Origin of the sequence: Corynebacterium lowii (genome assembly GCF_001412085.1) — a bacterium.
Classification (GTDB): Bacteria; Actinomycetota; Actinomycetes; order Mycobacteriales; family Mycobacteriaceae; genus Corynebacterium; species Corynebacterium lowii.
This window is the reverse complement of sequence record NZ_LKEV01000002.1, coordinates 45,890-65,929: the sequence shown is the minus strand read 5'-3', so window position 1 is coordinate 65,929 and position 20,040 is coordinate 45,890. Positions and strand designations below refer to the sequence as shown.

The following is a 20,040-nucleotide window of genomic DNA, read 5'->3' as shown; positions in this document are numbered from 1 at the left end:
TCGAAAATTTTTCCCGTGGGCTAGACGGTGGAGGAGGAGGGTGGTATAACAGGGGTCGAACGCTTCTATCGAACACTTGATCTAGGGTCATGTTCCTAAGTATTCGATATGTCCCACCGCCGCTTTATGCTGGCGGCACCGATGAAAGGAATCCCATGACACTCTCTCTTTCTCCCCTGGATAACTCCCGTTCTGCTTCCTTTGAGGCGGCTCCTCCCGCTGCCATTTGGGAGCCGGTGGAATCGCTTTCTGTCTCCCATGTTCGAACACTCACCCGTTCGATAGAGCACCCTTTTCTTGGGGGAGAACACTCTTCTCCACAGCGGGAAAAAGGGGCGGGAACACCCACGCGACGCAGCTTTAGCGATCGCCTCACCACCTACCTCGTGGGTGGCGCTTTTGGCTTAAGCATTGTCTTGGGAGGGGTATTCCTAGCGGATGACGGCCAGGAACCTTCGACGGTGGCTACCCAGACCGACCCAAGTAGCACAGCGATGCTGGGGCAGCCGCGATGAGGAAATAGAATGGATCACATTTACTACGCCCGTTTCCAGCTCAGGAGGATGTGCTTTCCGTGTACTGCCCTTTTTGTCATCACACCCACTCGCGCGTCATTGATTCCCGCGTGGTGGATGCGGGAGCCGCTATCCGACGCCGCCGAGAGTGCAGCAATTGTGCGGGGCGCTTTACCACCGTGGAAAAGGCCATCCTCCTGGTGGTCAAGCGCAATGGCGTAACGGAGCCTTTTAGTCGTGACAAGGTGATCGTTGGTGTACGCCGAGCGTGCCAAGGACGAGATGTTTCCGATGACGCGCTCAAACGCCTGGCACAGCAGGTGGAAGAGACGGTGCGTAGTCACGGAAGCTCCCAAATCAATGCCAACGATATTGGCCTGGCGATCCTGGAACCGCTACGGGAACTCGATGAGGTGGCCTATCTGCGCTTCGCCTCCGTATATAAGTCCTTCGATTGCGCGGAGGACTTTGAAAAGGAGATTCGCCTCATGCGCCGCCGCGCCAGGGAAGGCGCCCAGCGTGGCTAACCGCGGGAGCTAGAGTTTGTCAGAGCTTGTCAATGGCCCGGGTGATCCTCTTGCGAGACACCGGATACGCTGTGCCTAAGCGCTGGGCAAAGAGGCTCACGCGAAACTCCTCAATCATCCATTGAATCTCTTTGACCTGTGCGCTTTTCTCAGCACCCTTTGGCTTCTTCGCCAGGGCTTTATCCAAGTGAGTGCGCACGGCATCGACCTCATCCTGCCGGTCAGCATCCTTATCGGGATCGCGGGGCATTTCCTCCAAGCGCAGGTTCATGGCTTGGAGATAACGAGGAAGGTGTTTGAGCCTCTGAATACCATGCACGATGAGGGCCTTGGGCGGAAGAAGAAACTCTAGCTCCCGATTCATGTCATCAATGGCGGGCCCCTCCCAGTGCGTCAGTTCCTCCTTAATTCGCTCATAGGAAACGAGACCGGGAGCGATGGTGACCACTGCGCGGCGGGCTTCTCCGGCTACCTTGGGCTCAATGGCCTTGCGTAGTTGCTCAAACTTCTCTGGGTCGCGCACGGGACCACCAGCGGCCATGAGTAAATCACGGATAGCGGCCACGCGAGCCTCCTCCACTAGGCCTTCATCGCCACCGTGCGGATAATGCTCGATAGCCACGCGCTGTTGAAGGGGCAGCCCCTTGACCATCTGCTTGGCATTGACCTTGATGCTGCGCATGAGCAGCGTCAGCGTGCTGGTGAGCATGGACTGTTCGGCTGCGGCCTTGGTGGGAAAAACCACCACGCTCACCCTGCCCTCGCGCAGACTTAATGCGGGGTAGGCGGTGACCTGGTGACCATCGACTTTGGTGGCCACGGTCTCGGGAATAGCACCCAAAGTCTGTGCCGTCCACTGCTCGGCCGTCGTGGTCTCCGTATAGCTCCCGAGCCGATCCATCGACGAGCGAATCTGTGCGGCCTGACGCTGGCGCAACGCATGGACGTCCTTATCGGAATCCACGATCTTGCCCTTCTTATTAATCGCGGCAAAGGTCATGCGCAGATGCGGCGGGAGAGAGGCAAGAGAGAAATCGGTGGCGTCGATACCGGTGCCGCCCAGCCGCCGCAGCCCTTCGGCGAGGGATTGGCGTAAATCCTGTCCTGCATCGAGGAGAGGAAGAACGTTGTGGGCAAAATCCGGGGCGGGAACCACGCTGCGGCGCAGCCCCTTGGGCAGACCGCGGATTAATTCCGTGATGAGTTCCTCGCGCATGCCAGGGACGAGCCATTGGAAAGGCGTGGGATCGACGCTGGCCAGCATGGGCACGGGAATGAGCACGCGCACGCCGTCGTGCTGTGAACCGGGCTCAAAAGTATATTCCAAGCGGAACTTTCCCCAGCGATCGGGAAAGAGATCTTCGGTAATCTCTTGAGCGGAATCATGGAGCAGAGCCTCGGGAGAGAAATCCAGAGCGGTGGGGTCCTCGCGTCGCTTTTTCTTCCACCAGGAATCAAAGTGCGCTCCGGTGGTAATGGTGCGCGGTAGGCGCTGGTCATAGAACTCAAAGAGGGTTTCCTCATCAACCACCAGCCCACGGCGGCGAGCCTTCTCCTCCACCTCGGCGGCGCGGGCGAGTTTGGCGGTGTTCTCGTGGAAGAAGTGGTGGCGGGTGGCCCAATCCCCTTCGATGAGGGCGTGCCGGATAAACAGGGCGCGGGCGCCTTCCGGATCCACGCGGTGATAGGGCACCGTGCGGTCGGCATAAATGCTGACTCCGTAAAGGGTGGCCTTTTCCTGCACCATCGCGGCCGCCTTGGAGCGGTACCAGGCGGGATCGGAGTATTGGCGTTTGAGCAGGTCACCGGCTAGGCGTTCCACCCAGGCGGGGTCGATAGCGGCGACGTCGCGCGCCCATAACCGCGAGGTCTCCACCAATTCCGCGGCCATCACAAACTCCGGGGGCTTTTTTGCCAGCGCGGAGCCGGGGAAAACCATAAAGCGGGTATTGCGGGTGCCGTGGAACTCCTTAGAGTCACCGTCTCTCTGGCCGATATTCATGAGCAAACCGGCCAGCAAACTGCAATGAATGGCCTCGGCATTGCCGGTGGGGTCGGGGATATTCCAGCCCAATTGCTGCGATACTTCGCGCAATTGCCGCACTAGGTCGCGCCACTCTCGGGAGCGCATATAGTGCAAAAACTCCGCCTTCATAAGCCTGCGCAGGGCATTGCCGCTGAGTTCCTTGCGCTTTTCCTCTAGATAATCCCAGAGCTGAAGATAACTGAGGAAGTCGCTGCGTTTATTGCGGAAGCGCGCGTGGGCTTGGTCCGCCTGCGCCTGGTGATCGAGGGGACGCTCTCGAATATCCTGGGTGGTCAGGGCGGCTACGATCACGATGACCTCGTACAGGCAGCCCAGGCGATGCGCCTCTACCAGCATGCGGGCCAGGCGCGGGTCCACGGGAATACGGGCGAGGTCGCGCCCAATGCGGGTGAGTTTGGGTAGCCCCTCGTGGTGGCGCTGAGAGATGGCTCCCAGCTCATGTAAAAGATTCAGGCCATCGCGGATGTGGCGGGCCTCCGGAGGTTGAACAAAGGGAAATTGCGCAATATCGCCCAGCTTGAGGGAAGCCATCTGCAAAATCACGCTAGCGAGGTTGGTGCGCAGAATCTCCGGGTCGGTGAACTCGGGGCGGGAGGCAAAATCCTCTTCCGAATACAGGCGAATAGCTATGCCCTCGGCCACGCGCCCGCAACGGCCCGAGCGCTGATTGGCGCTGGCTTGGGAGATAGGTTCGATGGGGAGGCGCTGCACCTTGGTGCGGGTGGAATAGCGCGAGATGCGTGCGGTGCCGGTATCCACCACATAGTGAATACCGGGCACCGTGAGCGAGGTTTCCGCGATATTGGTGGAAAGCACAATCCGGCGCCCCGAATGAGGGGAAAATACCCGGTGCTGTTCCTGATTAGAAAGGCGGCCAAAGAGGGGAAGAACGTGGGTATTACGCCATTTCTTTGCCTCTAGAACCTCCATCGCATCTCTAATATCGCGCTCGCTGGAAAAGAAGCACAAAATATCGCCAGGCCCCTCCGCCATGAGTTCTTCGATGGCGTGGACGAGGGCATCAGGGTCCTCATCATCGGGGCGGTAGCGTATCTCCACGGGATAGGTGCGCCCCGATACCTCCACGATGGGGGCGGGATTGCCGTGGGCATCGGCAAAGTGCTGGGCAAAGCGCTCGGGGTCGATGGTGGCCGAGGTGATAATAACCTTGAGGTCGGGGCGCTTGGGTAGCAGCCTTTTCAGATAGCCCAGCAGAAAATCAATATTGAGGGAACGCTCATGGGCCTCGTCAATAATAATGACGTCATAGGCATTAAAAAAGCGATCACGCTGCATTTCCGCGAGCAAAATACCGTCCGTCATGAGTTTGACGGCGGTATGCGGGCTCACGCGATCATCAAAGCGAATGGCATAACCCACCGATTCCCCAATATCCTGGCCCAACTCCTGGGCTATACGCTCGGCCACCGTGCGGGCCGCCAGGCGGCGCGGTTGGGTATGGCCGATGAGGCCGCGGCGGCCAAAGCCTAATTCCAGGCAAATCTTGGGAATCTGCGTGGTCTTGCCGGAACCCGTCTCACCGGCGATCACCACCACCTGATTATCTCGAATCGCCTCGGCAATATCATCGTGGCGCGCGCTCACGGGGAGCTCTTCGGGGAAGGTGATCTCGGGGATTCCCGCAGCCCGGCGCTCTACGACTGCACAGGCCTTATCGACGTCGCGTTGCAGGGCCTCCCAGTCCTGCGGCGTGGAGGCGGTGCGGAAGCGGCGTCGCAAAGCGCGCTCCTGGGCGATGGGGACGTGGGGGAGGCGGGCGGCGATGTGATCTTTATTCATGCTAGGAGCCGATTTTAGGGTATCCGGGCTGGTGGGCCAATGCTGGGTAGTATGGGCTGCGGATTGTATCACCTGTTGTAGGGAGGAAACGTTATGGATTATTCCACTGGAGCGTATCCGGACTACCCCAGTTATGGGCAGGAGCAGATCAGAGTTCCTGGGAAAGTGGATGTGATTGAGGCCTTGGGCTGGGCTTTTAAAACAGTCTTTCGGAATAAGCGCGTATGGATTTTGGGTTCGCTGCTGGGATTTTTCGTCGTGGGAATCTTTGCGGCGGCAGTGATTATGGCGGTGATGGGGCCGGGTAATTACTACGATCTCCCAGAGGAGCTCTTGATATTCTGAGTAACGCTGTTGGTGTCCTGGTTATCATTTTGCTCACTCCCTTCGTTTATGCGGGTGCCCTTGGGTAAGTAGATCATCAAAGAGGGAAATGGAAATACTTTTTCATTAACCTCAACTATGGCAATGTGTTTTTTGCTGCACTGGCAGTGAATCTTGCGCTTTCCTTGTATCTTATTGTGGTGCAGCCGCTGGAACTTTTGGGAAATGTCGCCGGTGGTGACGCTCAGGTGATACTGACAATGATGGGCTTTGTGACCTTGTTCGTGGGTGGTATTGCGACCATTTTTGTTACCCCCTTGGTTTATCTTTGGGCGTGGTTCGCTGCGGAGGGGGAGACTTTTCGATCTGCTGTGCGCAAAGGATATGAGGCCGGCAAGCGAAATTACTGGGCGCTCTTACTATACGGCTTGCTGGCTCCGATAGCGGTGGGGCTGCTGTGCATCTTCACTTTGGGTCTGGGATTCTTGGTTTTCCCCGCTGTATTTTTGCTGGCTAATGCCCATATTTCTCGCCAGGCTTATGGTGGCCCGCTGCCTGCTGCTTAGGTGGGGGAAATACACGGCTGAGGATATATAGGTAGCATGGCCTGTGACTCAATACGCGATGAAGGCAGAAAGGGAGATCCATGACTTATCCTTCCACGCCGCACCCGGAGGACTCTTCAGGGTTTGAGGGCTACCCTCAGTATCCGCAGGGCACCCCGGACTGGGCGCAAGAAAGCGTGACCACGCGAGGCACGGGCAAGGCTGATGTACCCCTGGCTATCGGCTGGGCGTTTAAGGCGGTATTCCGCAATTGGCCCATCTGGATCATTGGAACCCTGGTGCTGGGGCTACTGACGATCGGTTTTTCCGTAGCCGGTGTGTTTGCCGCCATGGATTTTTCTGATCCCTCCGCTCCGTCCACGATGGAGACCTCGTGGACGGATTGGGTTCTCGGTCTCATACAGCTCCTCATTACGCCTTTCCTTCTCACGGGTGCGCTTGTACAGGTGAGCAAAGATCGAGTATCGCTGGGTGACTTCTTCCGCGATGTTGCCTATTTGAAGGTGCTGGCGGTCTCTATCATTCAGGGGCTTGTGTACTTGGTTATCGCTGTGGTTGTCGCACTCCTTGCGGCCACAATCTTCATAGCTACAAACCCGCCTATGGCGGTGATTATCAGTGTGGCGGTATTGCTCTTTTTGGCCGTGATGCTCATAAATCCCTTCTTTAGCTTTTGGTCTTGGTACGCCGCAGACGGCAATGGGATAGGCGAATCTATTTCCCAGGGCTTTAAAGCCGGAAAGCGCAATTATCTTCAGGTTCTGCTGTTCGCCACGCTGGGAGGCCTGGTGGTGGCTATCGGCGCTTTCATCACTCTCGGCCTGGGCGCTTTGATTCTGGCTCCCGCTATGTACCTGAGCATGGCGCATATATACCGCCAGGCCAGCGGTGGAGAACTCCCCGCCGCCTCGTAATTAGTACACCGCAGATTCCTGGCGCAGGGGCACGGCCGCGCGGTAGGCGCGGGTGATGGTGCTCCCGAGCTTGGTAAACTCCGCGCTCCGGGAGCTGGAGGCTCGGTATGCCAGCCCCACGTGCCTCTCCGCGCTTACTCCGGGGGCGAAGGAGGCGGTGCTCAGACCGGGGCGCTGGCATTCCGCTTCTACGGCGCTGATGGGAATGAGGGTGCTGCCCAAACCACCGGCCACGAGTTGCACGATGGTGGTCAGCGAGGAGGCGCGGGTAATGGAACCCGCCGCCTGGCTGGGGTTGAGATCGGCCTTGCGGCAAAGATCAACGATCTGGTCGTGGAGGCAGTGGCCGTCGTTGAGCAACAGAAGTTGTAGATCATCGAGGGCTTGGAGGCTAAGATCATCGCGCCCGGCCAGCGGGTGCGAGTCCGGCACGACGACCACGAACTCCTCCTGGTAGAGCGGAATATCCACCACCCCGGGGGCCTCGGTGGGCAGGGCGAGCAGGGCGGCGTCGATACGCCCCTCGCGCAGCATGTGCAGCAGATTAGTGGTGCGATCTTCTACGATGCGGGGTTCTAATTCGGGATATTCTTGCTGCAAGCGGGGGAGCAGGGTGGGCAGCAAATAGGGGGCGATGGTGGGGATCACGCCGAGGGAAAGAGGGCCGATGAGTTGGCCATAGGAGCCGCGGGAGTGGGCCACGAAAATATCGGTGGCATCGAGGGCGGCCTTGGCGTAGGGCAGGAGTCGTTCACCCACGGGGGTAACGATGACCTTGCGAGTGGAGCGCTCAATGAGCTGCATGCCGATGCCGTTTTCTAGCGCGGATAGGGCCTGGGAGAGCGAGGGCTGCGAGATATTAAGCTTTGCCGCTGCGGTACCAAAGTGTTTGTTCTCCGCGATGGTCACAAAGGTCCGCAACTGGGCAAGAGTCGGCCGATACTCCTTATTGTGCATGCTCATTACCATAACCTATGAGATATACGGGGAGCCATTGATAACTGCGCTGGGGTTTCTGCGCGCAGAAAGGCCCCTAGTGGGAATCAATGCGCAGGGAGGCAAAGCGCACCTCGCCCGCTTCGTCGGAGGCGTCGAGGTCCACCACGGCTTCGTAGGCAAAGGAATGATCGTCTACCGGGTCCTTGAAAATCTGGCGTACTTTCCACTGCCGGGCCTTGGCATCGGTGCCAGTATCCAGGCGGAAATACTCGGGCCCGCGGGCACTCGGCCCGGTATCGAGTTCGGAATACTGATCGAAGTATTCGTCCATCGCAGCGGGGAAGTCGGGGGCATTATCAAGGTAATCCGTCAATTCTTCTAGGCGCTCCTCCTTCTCCCAGGCAAAGAGCTCCACCAGGCGGAACATGGCATTGCGCACCATAATGGTAAATGCCCGCCTATTAGCGGTGAGTGCCGTGGGGTCCTCCACGCCAAAGGCTAATTCCTGATCCACTAATTCTTGGGAAACGGGCGCATCCGGGTCGGCCATTTGCGCCCATTCATCGACGAGGGAGGAATCCACCTGGCGGATCAATTCCCCAAGCCACACCAGAATATCCTCCAATTCCTCCGTGCGATATTCCGCGGGCACGGAGTGCTGCAAGGTACGCCAGGCATCGGTGAGGTAGCGCAGCACCACCCCCTCCGAGCGGGCCAGGGAATACGTGGCCACCAGATCGGAGAAGGTCATGGCGTGCTCGATCATATCGCGGAGCACGGATTTAGGGCTGAGCCTAAACTCTCGGGCCCAGGGCGCGCCCTCAGCAAAGGTCTCAAAGGCATCGTCGAGTTCTTCCGCCAGCGGCATGGGCCAGGTGACTTCCTCCACGATGGTCATGCGCTCGGTATAGTCCACGCCCTCGGCCTTGAGCTCGGCAATGCGTTCCCCGCGCGCGGCTTTTTGTTGGGCGATGAGGATGGGGCGGGGATCGTCCAAAATGGCCTCGAAGGTACTAATCGCATCGAGGGTATAGGTTTCCGATTCCGGGTCTAAGAGGGAGAGCGCGGCTAAAGCAAAGGGGGAGAGGGGTTGATTGAGGGCAAAGTCCCGCTGCATTTCCCGGGTGAGTCGGTAGCCCTTCCCATGCTTTTCGACGATCTCTGCGCGCAACAACCCGCGCCCCAATTCCACGGCGGTGAGAATATCCTTATTCTGCTTGGCCCGAGGATCGTGATTACCGCGCAAAAGGTGCTCAAAGTGCTCATAGGTATTGCCTGGCCGGGAGACGAGGTTAATCACCATAGAGTTAGATACCTTGAATTGAGAGGTCATCTGCTCCGGCTCGGCCTGCGTTAATTTCTCAAAGGTGCGCTCGCTCCAACTCACCTCGCCCTCGCGGGCATGCTTTTTACGCAGTTTCTTGAGTTTCTTGGGGTCGCTTCCGGCGCGCTCGCGCAGCCGCCAGTTCTCAATCTCGTGCTCGGGGGCCTCCACCACCACGGTGCCCTCGGTATCAAAGCCGGCGCGTCCGGCGCGTCCGGCGATCTGGTGGAACTCGCGCGATTTCATAATGCGCTGCCGGGTGCCGTCGAACTTAGCCAGGCCCGTCATGAGCACCGTGCGGATGGGCACGTTGATTCCCACCCCCAGGGTATCCGTGCCGCAGATCACTTTGAGCAGACCCTTTTGGGCGAGCCTTTCCACCAGGCGGCGGTACTTGGGCAACATCCCGGCGTGGTGTACGCCGATGCCCTTGCGCAGCAGGCGGGAGAGTTGCTTGCCAAAGACGGTGCTAAAGCGGAAGGCCCCGATTTCTGCGGCAATGGCCTCCTTGCCCGCGGCATCGACCATGTTGAGGGAGGTGAGCGCCTGGGCGCGTTCGGTGGCCTCGCGCTGGGTGAAGTGCACTACGTAGATGGGGGACTTCCCGGCGTCGAGTAGCTCCTCGATGGTCTCATGCACCGGGGTGTACACGTAGGAGAAGTCCAGGGGCACCGGCCTGGTGGCCCCAGCCACCAGTGAGGTGGTGCGCCCGGTGCGGGAGGTGAGATCGTTTTGCAGCGCCTCGGTATTGCCGAGGGTGGCGGACATCAGCAAGAACTGCGCCTGGGGGAGTTCGAGGATCGGCACCTGCCAGGCCCAACCGCGCTCGGGGTCGGAGTAGTAGTGAAACTCGTCCATCACCACCTGGTCTATGCGGGCCTTGGCGCCGTCGCGCAGCGCAACGTTCGCCACGATCTCCGCCGTGGCGCAGATGATGGGGGCATTGCCGTTGACGGTGGCGTCGCCCGTCATCATGCCCACATTATCGGGGCCGAAAATATCGCAGAGGGCAAAGAACTTCTCGCTCACCAGGGCCTTAATGGGGGCGGTGTAGAAACTGCGCTGCCCCCGCGCCATAGCGATAAAGTGCGCGGCGATGGCCACCATTGATTTTCCCGAGCCCGTGGGCGTGGCCAAAATGACGTTATCGCCCGCGAGTATGCCCAGTGAGGCCTCCTCCTGGGCCGGGTACAGGGTGATTCCGCGCTCGCGGGTCCAGGCGAGGAAGGAATCAAAGATGGACTCGTCAAAGAGCGATTCCGGTACTTCGCTGAGGTCGGGGAGCATCTGGGAGAGGTTCACCCACCCCACCCTAGTAGACCTTCTTTGCCTGAGACCTCAGCGCGGGGGCGTCGATAAGCTCCCGCCTATTCCTCCTCGTCGAGGTTGGCTAGGAAGCGCTCGAACTCCTCGCCAATTTCTTCCCCGCTGGGCACGTCCTCCTCGCCGGGGAGCACGGCCTTGGGGTGGCGGGTGCGGTAACGCTCCACCTCTTCGTCATACTGCTGCTCCAGGGCGCCCACCACGTGTTGAATCTCGGCGGAGTCTTCCATCTGCTCGCTCAACTGCTGAGCCACGCGCTCCCAATCCCGCTCTAGGGTTTGCAGGGGAAGATCGAGGTGAGCGTTGTGCGCTACGGAGCGCAGCAGCTTCAAGGTGGCCTCCGGGTAGGGGGAGGAGGCCACGTAATGCGGAACGTGGGCGGTAAAACCCGCTACCGGCGTGCGCTGCTCACCGAGTACAGATTCCAGTTGCAGGGCCGCAGAACCCGGCAGCACCACGGAACCATCGAAGCGGAAGAGGTCCTGCATGAGTTCCGGGCTCGTGCCGTGGGCAGAGATTACCAACGGGCGGGTGTGCGGCACTGTCATGGGCGCGGAATACAAGCTCACCACGCGGCTGACGTTGTATTTGCGGGCCAAATCCGCCACGGCGTGCGTAAAGGCATCCCAGCGCAGATCCGGTTCCGGGCCGCTGAGCAGCAAGAAGTGCTGGCCTTGAATATCGCGCAGCACGCGCATTGCCAGGGCGAGCTTTTCTATCTTGGTGACCTCATTGTTTTCCATCGTCACCGTGGGGCGGCGCGAGCGGTAATCAATGAGTTCATCGGTATTAAAGGAAGCCACGAGGCGGTTTTCCAGCGCTGCCATGAGGTGATCGGCGCTCGCGCTCACGGCCTGGCCTGCGTCCGCGTAGCCTTGCAGGGCGACGATAAGGGTAGGGCCGGTGTTTCCGTCCGCGGAAACCTCCGGCGACGGGTATTCCAGCTTGTACATGCGGCGTGATTCTTCCGGCATGATAGTCCTCCTTTGTCGATCTACCCGGTGCAACGGAGAAGCCACCGTGATAATTCCCGATCGCTCGATAAAAATTCCTTCTTACACTGGGAGATTACTGTGAGCGATCTTGGTGCTATCCCGGCGTGATCTCGGCTCGACCCCGGTAGGCCCGGCCTTGAACACCGAAGTGTTCGCCTAGTGTAGCGGCCCGCCGCGTTTTCAGCAGAAGAGACGGGCAGGGACGATGTGCAGGCGACGGCCACGGCAGCAAGAAGCACAAGGCACGCCGCAAGGGGGCGGGGAGCCACGGGCATTGTGGATAACCCACAAGTATCCACAGCCGCTCGATCGACCCCTTGGGCTCTTGGATAAGGCCGTGAACACTTACGGGCATGACACGTTCTTTCCGCTCCACCGCTCCCGGCTATCTGCTCTCCAATATCCCGGCGATCTTGGGCTTTTATCCCACAGAATCCATCATTCTCCTAGGCCTCAATACCGCCGGTGCACATACTTACTCCTTGGCCCCGTGCTCCGCGTTCCCATGAACTCCCCGCCGAGCACACTCAAGGAGGCCTGCATGCACCTTTCTGGCTTGCATATCGACGCCTTGGTGGTCTTTCTCATTGCTCCGCGCGAGGTCGGCAGGGTGGAGGCGGAAGAGAAAAGCATGGCCCAACAGATCGCGCGGTGGAGCCACGAGGGTGGGGCACGCATGCTCGGTTGTTGGCGCACCGAGGAGATCGTTAGCGCAGGGAAATACGAGCTGGTCTATTCCCCCGATTCCCCGCCGCGATGGCAACGCGGCACCATTGATTCCCTTATCAACGCGCCAGCGATGGAAACCCTCATCGCCCACGGGGAATTACCCGAGGCCAGCCGTGGGGACGCCGCCGCGTATTTCTCGCGGGAGGGCGACGAAGAAGAAGCGATATACCCTCAGCCCGCAGAGGCTCAGAGCCTGGCCGCTGCGGCGTCAAAGAACCCGCAGATTCTCACCGAGATCATGGAAGAAGCTCGCGACCTCCTAGAACGCGGACCCAAGGACCGACAGGCCCTAGAACACCTCGCCCTGCTCCTCGGGCATTGCTTGCTGCGCGATGCCCTCATCAATCTCATCTTCCAGCACCCCGACCCGGCCCTGACCATGCTCTATGCCATCGCAAGGAAAACCCGGGGCGAGATACGCGCCAATGCGCTGTGCCTCTACAGCGTGGCCGCCATGTGCAGTGGAAGGGGCTGGCGGGTGCACTTTGCCCTTCACGCGGCAGAAGAGGAGATGCCGGAGCACCGCCTGACGTACCTCATGCGCCAGTTGTTCAACCATTGCGGCTTCGAGGGAGTACTAGAAACGGTGCGGAGTGGATCGAGGGCCATTCTCGATGTGTACGGCTAGGCGGGTGATGTGTGAGCAGATTGATTCGGTGTCTCCTCGGGTGCCTCTTTGGGAGCCTCCGAGAGCCACACCAGCAAGGCTCCCGAGCAGGCGACGAGGATAATACCCACCAGGGCTACGGCACTGATGGTCTCTCCCAACAGCAGCCACCCCACCAGGGAACCCATCGCCGGGTCAATGGCAAAGAGCGTGCCGATCACGCGAGCGGAGGTAAGGCCGCCTGCGATGGTATCCACCGAATAAGGAATAACCACCCCAATAACCGCCGAGGCCGCCAGCAGCCCTCAACCGGAAACGCTGACCTGCCCCAGGTGAGGAAGAGCCAGGGGCAAGGTGATGAGCGCGGCCACGGTGACCGAGAGCGCTAATCCGTCCAGGCCACTTCCGGCCTTGCCTACCTTGGCGGCAAAGACGGTGTACAACCCAAAGAAGAAAGCCGCACCCAACCCCGCCGCATAGCCGATGAGATCAAAATACCCCCAGGGGCCAGCGGAAATAAGGGCCACGCCCAGCAGGGAAACCCCGGCACACAGCCCCTCTTTGAGACGGCGAGAAGCCATGAGCGCCACCGCACAGGGGCCGAGGAAATCCAAGGTCACCGCCACCCCGAGGGGGAGCCGATCAATCGCGTTATACAGGCAGAGATTCATCAGAGCCATCGCCACGCCATAGACCACAATGCCCATCCACTCCGAGCGCTCCCGCCCGCGAAGAGAAGGGCGCACGAGGAGTAGAAGCACCAGGGCGGCGATAATCATGCGCAGGGCGCTGGTGCCAAAGGTGCCGTAGGAGGAAAAGAGACCCGCAGAGATAGCAGAGGAGGTTTGTATCCCGGCCGAGCCGAGGAGAATCAGCCCGGCGGCGCAGAGCACGGCGCGCCGGGTGAGGTTCGGAGAAGCGATCATGGGATGAGCCCTATTCCAAGAGAGGTTATAGCCGTGAGGCGAGGGTAAAGAGGAAACCGAGAACCAGTGCCACGGTGGCCACCACGAAGGCCGTGGCGATGGAATCTCCCAAAGCAACGGCCACGAGGGCGGGGCCTAGGACTTGTCCCACGCTATACCAGGTGGTCAACGTGGCCGAGGCGTGGGGAATACCGGCTTGCGTGCCGGTGGCGATACTGAGCATGACCACGCCCATGAAGGTGGAGCCAAAGAGCAGGGCCGCGACGATGAGCAGGATGGTAGAAGAGCCAAACACCGCCGTGATGGCTCCGAGAATCTGAAGCCCATAACAGGCGCGCAACGCCGCCTTACGACCCCAGCGCTGCGCCACCTGAGACCACAACATAGGGGAGGGGGCGGCGGCAAGACCCACGATGATCCAGGTGAGTGCGGCCGCCGTAGCACCGAATACCGGCTCCGCCAGCACCACCAGATAGGTGCCGATGATGATATAGCCGAAGCCCTCAAAGAAGTATCCCACCTTGAGCAAGGCGGGCCGCCCTGACACGGAGGCAGGTTGAGCCACTGAGGTGGGGGAATCCGCCTGCCCCTTTTCCACGGGCCAGGTCCACACGACGAGGCTCAACAGGGCACTGAGTACGGCGGCACACAACCAGAGTTCGCGCCAACCAAGTACCGAGCCGAGGATGGATACCACGAGCCCGGAGAGCACGATGCCGCAGCCCACCCCGCCGTAGACGAGCCCGATGTGCGTGGGTTGGCGCACCACCCGGGGCAAAGCCTGGGTGATGAACACAAAGATGAGGGCGGAGAAAACCCCGGAAAGGAATCGGATGAGGAGCTGCCACCCCAGGTGCGGGGTCAAGGCGATGGCGGCCAGACAGAGGGTGGAGGCCATCAGCGTTGCTCGGAAATATGGGGCGCGCAGGGGAATCATCCCGCGAGCCATGAGTATGCAGCCGAGTAAGTAACCGAGGTAATTGGCGGTGGCGATCCAGGCGGACTGACCCGAATACCAGCCCAGGGCCGCGATCATCAGCGGCAGCATGGGGGTATAGAAGAACCTGCCGATGCCCATAGCCAGGGATAACCCGAGGGTTCCCTGAAGGGCTCGGTTGCGATTTGTGACTACCATGCAGGAATTATGCCACAAATCACAATGTAATGCGTTTAATGGGGTACTCGGGTGTACTCCCAGGCATCGGAAACGATGGTGCGAATATCGGTGTGGGTGGGATTCCACCCAAGGTCGCGGATAATGCGCTCCGAGGAGGCGATGAGCACGGCGGGGTCGCCCGCGCGGCGCGGGGCCAGTTCCGCGGGAATGGGGTGCCCGGTGATGTCCCGGCAGGCCTGGATTACCTCTAGCACCGAGTTACCCTCCCCGGAGCCGAGGTTATAAATGCGGTGTTCACCAGGGGTATTACTCTCTAGGGCCAGCAGGTGGGCCTGAGCCAGATCGAGGATGTGGATGTAATCGCGCACCGCAGTGCCGTCCTTGGTGGGCCAGTCATCGCCAAAAATGAGGATCTTATCGCGCTGGCCCAGCGCCACCTGGAGAATCAGGGGAATGAGATGGGTTTCCACCTCGCGGTGCTCTCCCATGCGCCCATAGGCCCCAGCCACGTTGAAGTAGCGCAGGCTGGTAGCCCCGATGCCGTAGGCAGAGGCATAGGAGGAGATTGCGTAATCAATGGAGAGTTTGGTGGCCCCGTAGGTATTGGTGGGGCGGGTGGGGAAGTCCTCGGTAATTGGTACCGTCTCCGGCTCGCCGTAGGTGGCGGCGGTGGAGGAAAAGACTAGGTTATTCACGCCGTGGCGGCGCATGGCCTCAAGAAGGTCAAGCGAGGTACCCATGTTATCGCGCCAGTATTCATCGGGCTTTTCCATCGACTCACCCACCAGGGAGCGGGCCGCAAAGTGCAGCACCCCCTCGAAGCCGCCCTCGGCAAGCACCTCGTCGATCACCTCGGAGACCGAGCCCTCCACCAGGCGCGCCCCCTGGGCTATGGCGTCACGGTTGCCCGTGGAGAAGTTATCCACGATGGTGACCTCGTGGCCCGCCTCGATAAGAACCTGGGAACACACGCTGCCCACGTAGCCGGCCCCGCCGGTCACCAAGAGTTTCATGGTGCTTTAGCCCTCCACCGGTTCCACGCGCACGGCGTGGCCGAGATCGTCGGCAAGCTCGATGGTCTTGTCGCCCTTGCTCAGGGTCACCAGGCCGTTTTCATTGCGCACCACGACCTCGGAACCCATCTCAATGCCGGCATCGGCCAGGGCGCGTAGGTGGCGCGGCTCCATCTGCACGATCTCATTGACCTGGAGGAGCAGGGCGGGAATATCCTCACCCTCGGGAAGTTCCACGGGGCGCACCCCGCGCTCACGGGCGGACTCCCTATCAATGCCCAGTTCCTTCAAGCCCGGAATGGGATTGCCAAAGGGGGAGTAGGAGGCGTCGTCAAGCACGTCGATCACGCGGCGCTCCACCTCGTCGCTCATCACGTGCTCCCAACGGCAGGCCTCGTCGTGCACCTGATCGAGATTGAGGTGGAGAACGTCGGTAAGCAAACGCTCGGCTAGGCGATGCTTGCGCATCACGGCGGTGGCCCGGGCGAGGCCCTCCTCGGTGAGTTGCAGGCTGCGATCCGAGCGCACGTGCAAGAGTCCATCGCGCTCCATGCGAGCCACGGTCTGACTCACCGTGGGGCCGGATTGCTCTAAGCGCTCCACAATGCGAGCACGTAGGGGAACGATGCCTTCCTCTTCCAGCTCGTAGATGGTGCGCAGATACATCTCGGTGGTATCGACGAGATCCTTCACTGTTACCTCTTTGTTGTGTTCTTTCGCGCTAAGGAATGTCCATCACAATACCCGCAAAACCCGCCCCTCGCCGCTATATGGTGGGCAGGAGCGGGTGGGGAGGGCAATTACTGGGCGTAATCGCGGAGGCGGTCGGCGCGTTCCCCGTCGCGCAATTTGCTCATTACCTCGCGCTCAATCTGGCGCACCCGTTCGCGGGAAAGCCCAAAGCGGCGCCCGATCTGATCGAGGGTGCGCGGCACGCCGTCGTCAAGGCCGTAACGCAGGCGAATGACGTCCTGCTCCCGATCCTCCAGGGTGGAGAGCACGGAGCGAATATCGGAGTGGCGCAGGGAAGCCACCACGGCGCTCTCGGCGTCGGCGGCCTCGGCGTCCTCGATGAAGTCGCCCAGCGGGGCCTCCTCATCGGCGCCCACGGGCATATCCAGGCTCACCGGGTCGCGGGACTGGCGCAGCAGCATTTCAATCTTGGACTCGTCAATGCCGGATTCCTCGGCCAGTTCCTCGTTGGTGGCCTCGCGGCCCAGGTGTTGATAGAGCTCGCGCTTAATCCGGGAGAGCTTATTGACCTGCTCTACGAGGTGGACGGGCAGGCGGATGGTGCGGGATTGATCGGCCATGCCGCGGGTAATGGCCTGGCGAATCCACCAGGTTGCATACGTGGAGAACTTAAAACCCTTGGCGTAATCGAACTTCTCCATCGCGCGGATAAGCCCGAGGTTGCCCTCCTGAATGAGGTCCAGCAGGGGCATGCCGCGTCCGGTGTAGCGCTTAGCCAGGGAGACCACCAAGCGCAGGTTGGCCTCTAGCAGGTGGCTGCGGGCCTTCTTACCCTCGCGGGCCAAGACCTTGAGGTCGCGCTTCTTGGCGCGGGTCAGGGGTTCCTCGGAGTGAGCGAGAAGATGCTCGGCATACAAGCCCACCTCGATCTGCTGGGCTAACTCCACCTCATCCTCGGCGGTGAGCAAAGCGGTTTTACCAATGCCGTTGAGATAAACGCGAACAAGGTCGGCTGAGGGATTATCGTTGGTCTGATTTCGGCGGCTGCCGCGATCCTGTTCCTGAGAGCTAAACTCGGTTACCGACGCCTGTGTCATAAAAGCCTCCTCGTTCTCACCGATGCTGTCCGGTATAACGCACAGGTGATCGGATTAGTTCCCGCGGGTATCCACGAGGAGGGTAAAGGGGCCATCGTTGACCGATTCCACCTGCATATCGGCCCCGAACCGCCCCTGCTCCACCGCGAGTCCGCGCTCGCGCAACCCGGCTATCACGGCGTCGATAAGCGGCTCAGCTTGGGCGGCCGACGCCGCCTCGCTCCACGAGGGACGCCGCCCCTTGGCGGTGCGCCCCTGCAAGGTAAATTGGCTCACCACCAACACCGGCGCTCCGCTATCCTGAGCGCTTACCTCGCCGTCGAGGAGCCGCAACTCCGCGATTTTGCGCACCATCGTGGCCACGTCATCATCGCTATCCAAGCGGTGCACACCGACCAGGGCCAGCACTCCCGGCCCCTCAATGGCACCCACGACGGCCCCGGCTACGGTCACGCTCGCCCGGCTCACCCGGCTGAGAACCGCCTTCATCGCGCCTCCTCGACGTCGCCGTGCTCGGGCTCGCCGTGCGAAGTATCCGCCAGCACGTCGGCGGGCAGGAGCAGCCCGTGGCGCACCAAATCGACCACCGCCGCGCTGACCTCGGGCGCTACCGCCTCGGCATCAATATCGCGCGCGGCGCAGTAGAGCTGCATGACCTCACCCAGGCACAACCCCTCCGGGTGCAGCCCGGAGACGATGGCCGCGATGTGCTCATCGACCTCGTGGCTAAAACGCGGCCCATCCATGCGCACCAGGCGCTGCGTGGCGGGGCGAAAACCCATCCCCGTGGCGGCATCGGCCACCTCCACGCGCTCGCGGGCCACGCTGGGGCGCAGCTTAAAGCGGCAGGAAAGAATCTCCCCGGAACCGCGCACCTGGCGCAGCCAGCCCGTGCGCAGAAAATACTCCTCCACCTCGGGGCCCAAGGGATCGCTGAACTCCTGGTGAATCTCCTCGGCCACGACCTCGCTGGGCTGGCCCTCCTCAAGGCGCTCTAAGGCCACAAAACCAAAGCCCACCCCGGTAACGCCCTCGCGCTCAAAGAAATCCAACCACTCCTCGCTGCGGCGGGCGGCCTCGGGGGAGCGGGGATCAAGGGACTCATCACGCAGCCAGGTGCCCACGTAGAGAGCGGGATCGGCCACGTCGCGCTGCAAGACCCACGCGCGCACCCCCTGGGCGGGCAGCCAGGAGGCCACGCGGGACTGCCAGGATTCCCCCTCCCGATGCACCCAGGCCGCCACCAGGTGCGCGGTGCCACCCGGATTCAAATACTCGTGCACCTGGGAGAGCAATAGGCGAGAGGCGCCGTCAAGCGCCAGGCCGGAATCCCGGTAGACGTGGCCCACGGAGGGAGGACCCACCACGAAGGGCGGGTTACTCACGATGCGGTCAAAGCGGCGCCCGGCCACCGGCTCGAACCAGGAGCCCTCCAACACCTCCACCTCGGGGTTCTGGGCCTCGGAGCGCTGAGCCTCCGGACGCGCAGAGGTGGCCGCCGCCCCCGCCAGCGTGGCGCGGGCAAAATCCAGGGCCCGGGGATGCACGTCGGTCAAGGTGAGGCGGCGGGCGCAATCCCACTGGCCCAAAGCCTGAATCCCGGAGCCAGCCCCGAGATCGAGCAGGCTCTCCACCGGAGAGGTGGGCACCGAGTGCAGCAGAGAGATGCTGGCGGCCCCCACACCCAGAACGTGATCCGGGCCGGGGACGTGCTGGGTTACCGAGGCATCGGCATCGGAAAAGACCCAGTGGTTCTGGCCTGATAGCACGTGCGGGCGGACGTCGATAAGCATGCGAGCGAGTTCCGCACGTACCTCAAGGGCCTGAGCCTCCACGAGACCCTGGCACAGCGATTCCCCCAGCACCGCGCGGCATTGAGCCACAGGAACCTCATCGCGCAGCAGGAAGAGACGGATAGCGAGGGAAAGAGGGGAATCATCGGGCACGGCGCGGCGCACGGCCGCCGGCTCACCCCGATACAGGGCGGCATAGGCGGATTCGCCTAAGTGTGCGCGCACGCCCTCGACGGTGCAATCGACGTCCTGAAGGAAAACAGAAAGCTCACGGGCAACACCCGCCAGAGCGGAAAGAGGCATAAATTATTCATCCTTTGGGGTAGGGCGTTCGTGCGGGGGCAACTCGGGGGTTCGCTCAGCGGCCTGAAGCTGCGCGATGGCCTGCTCGCGCGCCAATGCGGGCTTATACACCTTGGGAGAGCGCGGATCGCGCGGCTCACCGCGCCCATTGGCAAGCACCACCGCAATCCACGGCAGGGGAATAGATACGCAGAATAACGCACCCGCGATAATCCAGTTATCCCAGGCCACCAGCGTCAGCATGGCCAGGCCCAACAGCGGCAAGCGCACGCCCTGCACCACCCCGTACAGGCGCTCGCGGTGGCGCAGATTCTGCTCGGGAGTGCGCTGGGCATCGGTGATGAGAGCTACTCGACGCCGCCGCAGCCGGGGCGCCGAAAACCCGCGACGGCGCGCCGGGACGTTTTCGACGGGGGCGTCGATAGTCTCGGCGGGCTCGGGGGCGCTATCGGAAGCATCACCTTGAGAAGCCATGCACCCAGGGTAGA

General features: G+C 61.2%; 20 protein-coding genes. 7 read left to right on the top strand and 13 right to left on the bottom strand.

Annotation, left to right across the window (positions count from 1 at the left end; translation table 11 throughout):
- Positions 1-155 precede the first annotated feature (155 nt).
- Both Clow_RS11680 and nrdR read left to right on the top strand, forming a co-directional pair.
- Positions 156-515 carry a hypothetical protein gene (locus Clow_RS11680; protein ID WP_156334608.1) on the top strand — a complete coding sequence of 120 codons (360 nt, stop codon included), beginning with the start codon at positions 156-158 and terminating at the stop codon, positions 513-515.
- 59 nt (positions 516-574) lie between these two features.
- Positions 575-1,042, top strand: a complete 468-nt coding sequence (gene nrdR / locus Clow_RS03655; RefSeq protein ID WP_055177512.1) for a transcriptional regulator NrdR — start codon at positions 575-577, stop codon at positions 1,040-1,042.
- Between the two features lie 19 nt (positions 1,043-1,061).
- Here nrdR and hrpA read toward each other — a convergent pair whose 3' ends face one another.
- On the bottom strand, positions 1,062-4,889 hold the full coding sequence (gene hrpA, locus Clow_RS03650; RefSeq protein ID WP_055176513.1) for an ATP-dependent RNA helicase HrpA: 3,828 nt from the start codon (positions 4,887-4,889) through the stop codon (positions 1,062-1,064).
- 93 nt (positions 4,890-4,982) lie between these two features.
- On the opposite strand from hrpA, the gene Clow_RS03645 reads away from it, so the two are divergent.
- The 3 genes from Clow_RS03645 (at position 4,983) to Clow_RS03635 (ending at position 6,693) form a co-directional block, all read left to right on the top strand.
- Positions 4,983-5,234, top strand: coding sequence for a hypothetical protein (locus Clow_RS03645; protein WP_055176510.1), 252 nt, complete (start codon positions 4,983-4,985; stop codon positions 5,232-5,234).
- 125 nt (positions 5,235-5,359) lie between these two features.
- Positions 5,360-5,779: a hypothetical protein gene (locus Clow_RS03640; protein ID WP_055176507.1), complete on the top strand. Its 420-nt coding sequence runs from the start codon at positions 5,360-5,362 to the stop codon at positions 5,777-5,779.
- Between the two features lie 80 nt (positions 5,780-5,859).
- Positions 5,860-6,693, top strand: coding sequence for a hypothetical protein (locus tag Clow_RS03635; RefSeq protein WP_055176504.1), 834 nt, complete (start codon positions 5,860-5,862; stop codon positions 6,691-6,693).
- Here the strand turns inward: Clow_RS03635 and Clow_RS03630 are convergent, their stop codons facing one another.
- The 3 genes from Clow_RS03630 to Clow_RS03620 form a co-directional block, all read right to left on the bottom strand.
- Positions 6,694-7,650 carry a hydrogen peroxide-inducible genes activator gene (locus Clow_RS03630; protein ID WP_055176498.1) on the bottom strand — a complete coding sequence of 319 codons (957 nt, stop codon included), beginning with the start codon at positions 7,648-7,650 and terminating at the stop codon, positions 6,694-6,696.
- A 76-nt stretch (positions 7,651-7,726) separates the two neighbouring features.
- On the bottom strand, positions 7,727-10,258 hold the full coding sequence (locus tag Clow_RS03625; protein WP_055177509.1) for a DEAD/DEAH box helicase: 2,532 nt from the start codon (positions 10,256-10,258) through the stop codon (positions 7,727-7,729).
- Positions 10,259-10,323: 65 nt separating this feature from the next.
- Positions 10,324-11,253 carry a PAC2 family protein gene (locus tag Clow_RS03620; protein ID WP_055176496.1) on the bottom strand — a complete coding sequence of 310 codons (930 nt, stop codon included), beginning with the start codon at positions 11,251-11,253 and terminating at the stop codon, positions 10,324-10,326.
- A 374-nt stretch (positions 11,254-11,627) separates the two neighbouring features.
- On the opposite strand from Clow_RS03620, the gene Clow_RS12130 reads away from it, so the two are divergent.
- On the top strand, positions 11,628-11,783 hold the full coding sequence (locus Clow_RS12130; RefSeq protein WP_156334606.1) for a DUF4192 family protein: 156 nt from the start codon (positions 11,628-11,630) through the stop codon (positions 11,781-11,783).
- On the top strand, positions 11,780-12,631 hold the full coding sequence (locus Clow_RS03615; protein ID WP_281175659.1) for a DUF4192 domain-containing protein: 852 nt from the start codon (positions 11,780-11,782) through the stop codon (positions 12,629-12,631). The genes Clow_RS12130 and Clow_RS03615 overlap by 4 nt, the downstream gene beginning before the upstream one ends.
- Here the strand turns inward: Clow_RS03615 and Clow_RS11955 are convergent.
- The 9 genes from Clow_RS11955 to Clow_RS03575 all read right to left on the bottom strand — a co-directional run bounded on the left by Clow_RS11955 (position 12,628) and on the right by Clow_RS03575 (position 20,026).
- On the bottom strand, positions 12,628-12,867 hold the full coding sequence (locus Clow_RS11955) for a DMT family transporter (RefSeq protein ID WP_211256925.1): 240 nt from the start codon (positions 12,865-12,867) through the stop codon (positions 12,628-12,630). The genes Clow_RS03615 and Clow_RS11955 overlap by 4 nt on opposite strands.
- A gap of 48 nt (positions 12,868-12,915) precedes the next feature.
- The gene (locus tag Clow_RS03610) at positions 12,916-13,536 is read right to left on the bottom strand and encodes an EamA family transporter (protein ID WP_211256924.1); all 621 of its coding nucleotides are present in this window, start codon (positions 13,534-13,536) and stop codon (positions 12,916-12,918) included.
- 25 nt (positions 13,537-13,561) lie between these two features.
- Entirely contained in the window at positions 13,562-14,671 is a 1,110-nt protein-coding gene (locus Clow_RS03605; protein ID WP_055176490.1) for a YbfB/YjiJ family MFS transporter, read from the bottom strand.
- A gap of 35 nt (positions 14,672-14,706) precedes the next feature.
- Positions 14,707-15,666, bottom strand: a complete 960-nt coding sequence (gene galE / locus Clow_RS03600; protein WP_055176487.1) for a UDP-glucose 4-epimerase GalE — start codon at positions 15,664-15,666, stop codon at positions 14,707-14,709.
- A 6-nt stretch (positions 15,667-15,672) separates the two neighbouring features.
- A complete protein-coding gene (locus Clow_RS03595; RefSeq protein ID WP_055176484.1) occupies positions 15,673-16,359 on the bottom strand; it encodes a metal-dependent transcriptional regulator in 687 nt (228 codons plus the stop codon).
- A gap of 107 nt (positions 16,360-16,466) precedes the next feature.
- A complete protein-coding gene (locus Clow_RS03590) occupies positions 16,467-17,456 on the bottom strand; it encodes a sigma-70 family RNA polymerase sigma factor (RefSeq protein ID WP_055176479.1) in 990 nt (329 codons plus the stop codon).
- Between the two features lie 54 nt (positions 17,457-17,510).
- Entirely contained in the window at positions 17,511-17,945 is a 435-nt protein-coding gene (dtd, locus tag Clow_RS03585) for a D-aminoacyl-tRNA deacylase (protein WP_055176476.1), read from the bottom strand.
- Positions 17,942-19,552 carry a DUF7782 domain-containing protein gene (locus Clow_RS03580; protein ID WP_055176473.1) on the bottom strand — a complete coding sequence of 537 codons (1,611 nt, stop codon included), beginning with the start codon at positions 19,550-19,552 and terminating at the stop codon, positions 17,942-17,944. The genes dtd and Clow_RS03580 overlap by 4 nt, the downstream gene beginning before the upstream one ends.
- A 3-nt stretch (positions 19,553-19,555) precedes the next feature.
- The gene (locus Clow_RS03575) at positions 19,556-20,026 is read right to left on the bottom strand and encodes a DUF3099 domain-containing protein (RefSeq protein ID WP_156334602.1); all 471 of its coding nucleotides are present in this window, start codon (positions 20,024-20,026) and stop codon (positions 19,556-19,558) included.
- Positions 20,027-20,040 lie beyond the last annotated feature (14 nt).

Coding starts and splice junctions, on each gene's coding strand:
- Clow_RS11680 (WP_156334608.1), top strand. CDS start 156: ATGACACTCTCTCTTTCTCCCCTGGATAACTCCCGTTCTGCTTCCTTT.
- hrpA (WP_055176513.1), bottom strand. CDS start 4,889: ATGAATAAAGATCACATCGCCGCCCGCCTCCCCCACGTCCCCATCGCC.
- Clow_RS03645 (WP_055176510.1), top strand. CDS start 4,983: ATGGATTATTCCACTGGAGCGTATCCGGACTACCCCAGTTATGGGCAG.
- Clow_RS03635 (WP_055176504.1), top strand. CDS start 5,860: ATGACTTATCCTTCCACGCCGCACCCGGAGGACTCTTCAGGGTTTGAG.
- Clow_RS03630 (WP_055176498.1), bottom strand. CDS start 7,650: ATGCACAATAAGGAGTATCGGCCGACTCTTGCCCAGTTGCGGACCTTT.
- Clow_RS03620 (WP_055176496.1), bottom strand. CDS start 11,253: ATGCCGGAAGAATCACGCCGCATGTACAAGCTGGAATACCCGTCGCCG.
- Clow_RS12130 (WP_156334606.1), top strand. CDS start 11,628: ATGACACGTTCTTTCCGCTCCACCGCTCCCGGCTATCTGCTCTCCAAT.
- Clow_RS03615 (WP_281175659.1), top strand. CDS start 11,780: ATGAACTCCCCGCCGAGCACACTCAAGGAGGCCTGCATGCACCTTTCT.
- Clow_RS03610 (WP_211256924.1), bottom strand. CDS start 13,536: ATGATCGCTTCTCCGAACCTCACCCGGCGCGCCGTGCTCTGCGCCGCC.
- Clow_RS03605 (WP_055176490.1), bottom strand. CDS start 14,671: ATGGTAGTCACAAATCGCAACCGAGCCCTTCAGGGAACCCTCGGGTTA.
- galE (WP_055176487.1), bottom strand. CDS start 15,666: ATGAAACTCTTGGTGACCGGCGGGGCCGGCTACGTGGGCAGCGTGTGT.
- Clow_RS03590 (WP_055176479.1), bottom strand. CDS start 17,456: ATGACACAGGCGTCGGTAACCGAGTTTAGCTCTCAGGAACAGGATCGC.
- dtd (WP_055176476.1), bottom strand. CDS start 17,945: ATGAAGGCGGTTCTCAGCCGGGTGAGCCGGGCGAGCGTGACCGTAGCC.
- Clow_RS03580 (WP_055176473.1), bottom strand. CDS start 19,552: ATGCCTCTTTCCGCTCTGGCGGGTGTTGCCCGTGAGCTTTCTGTTTTC.
- Clow_RS03575 (WP_156334602.1), bottom strand. CDS start 20,026: ATGGCTTCTCAAGGTGATGCTTCCGATAGCGCCCCCGAGCCCGCCGAG.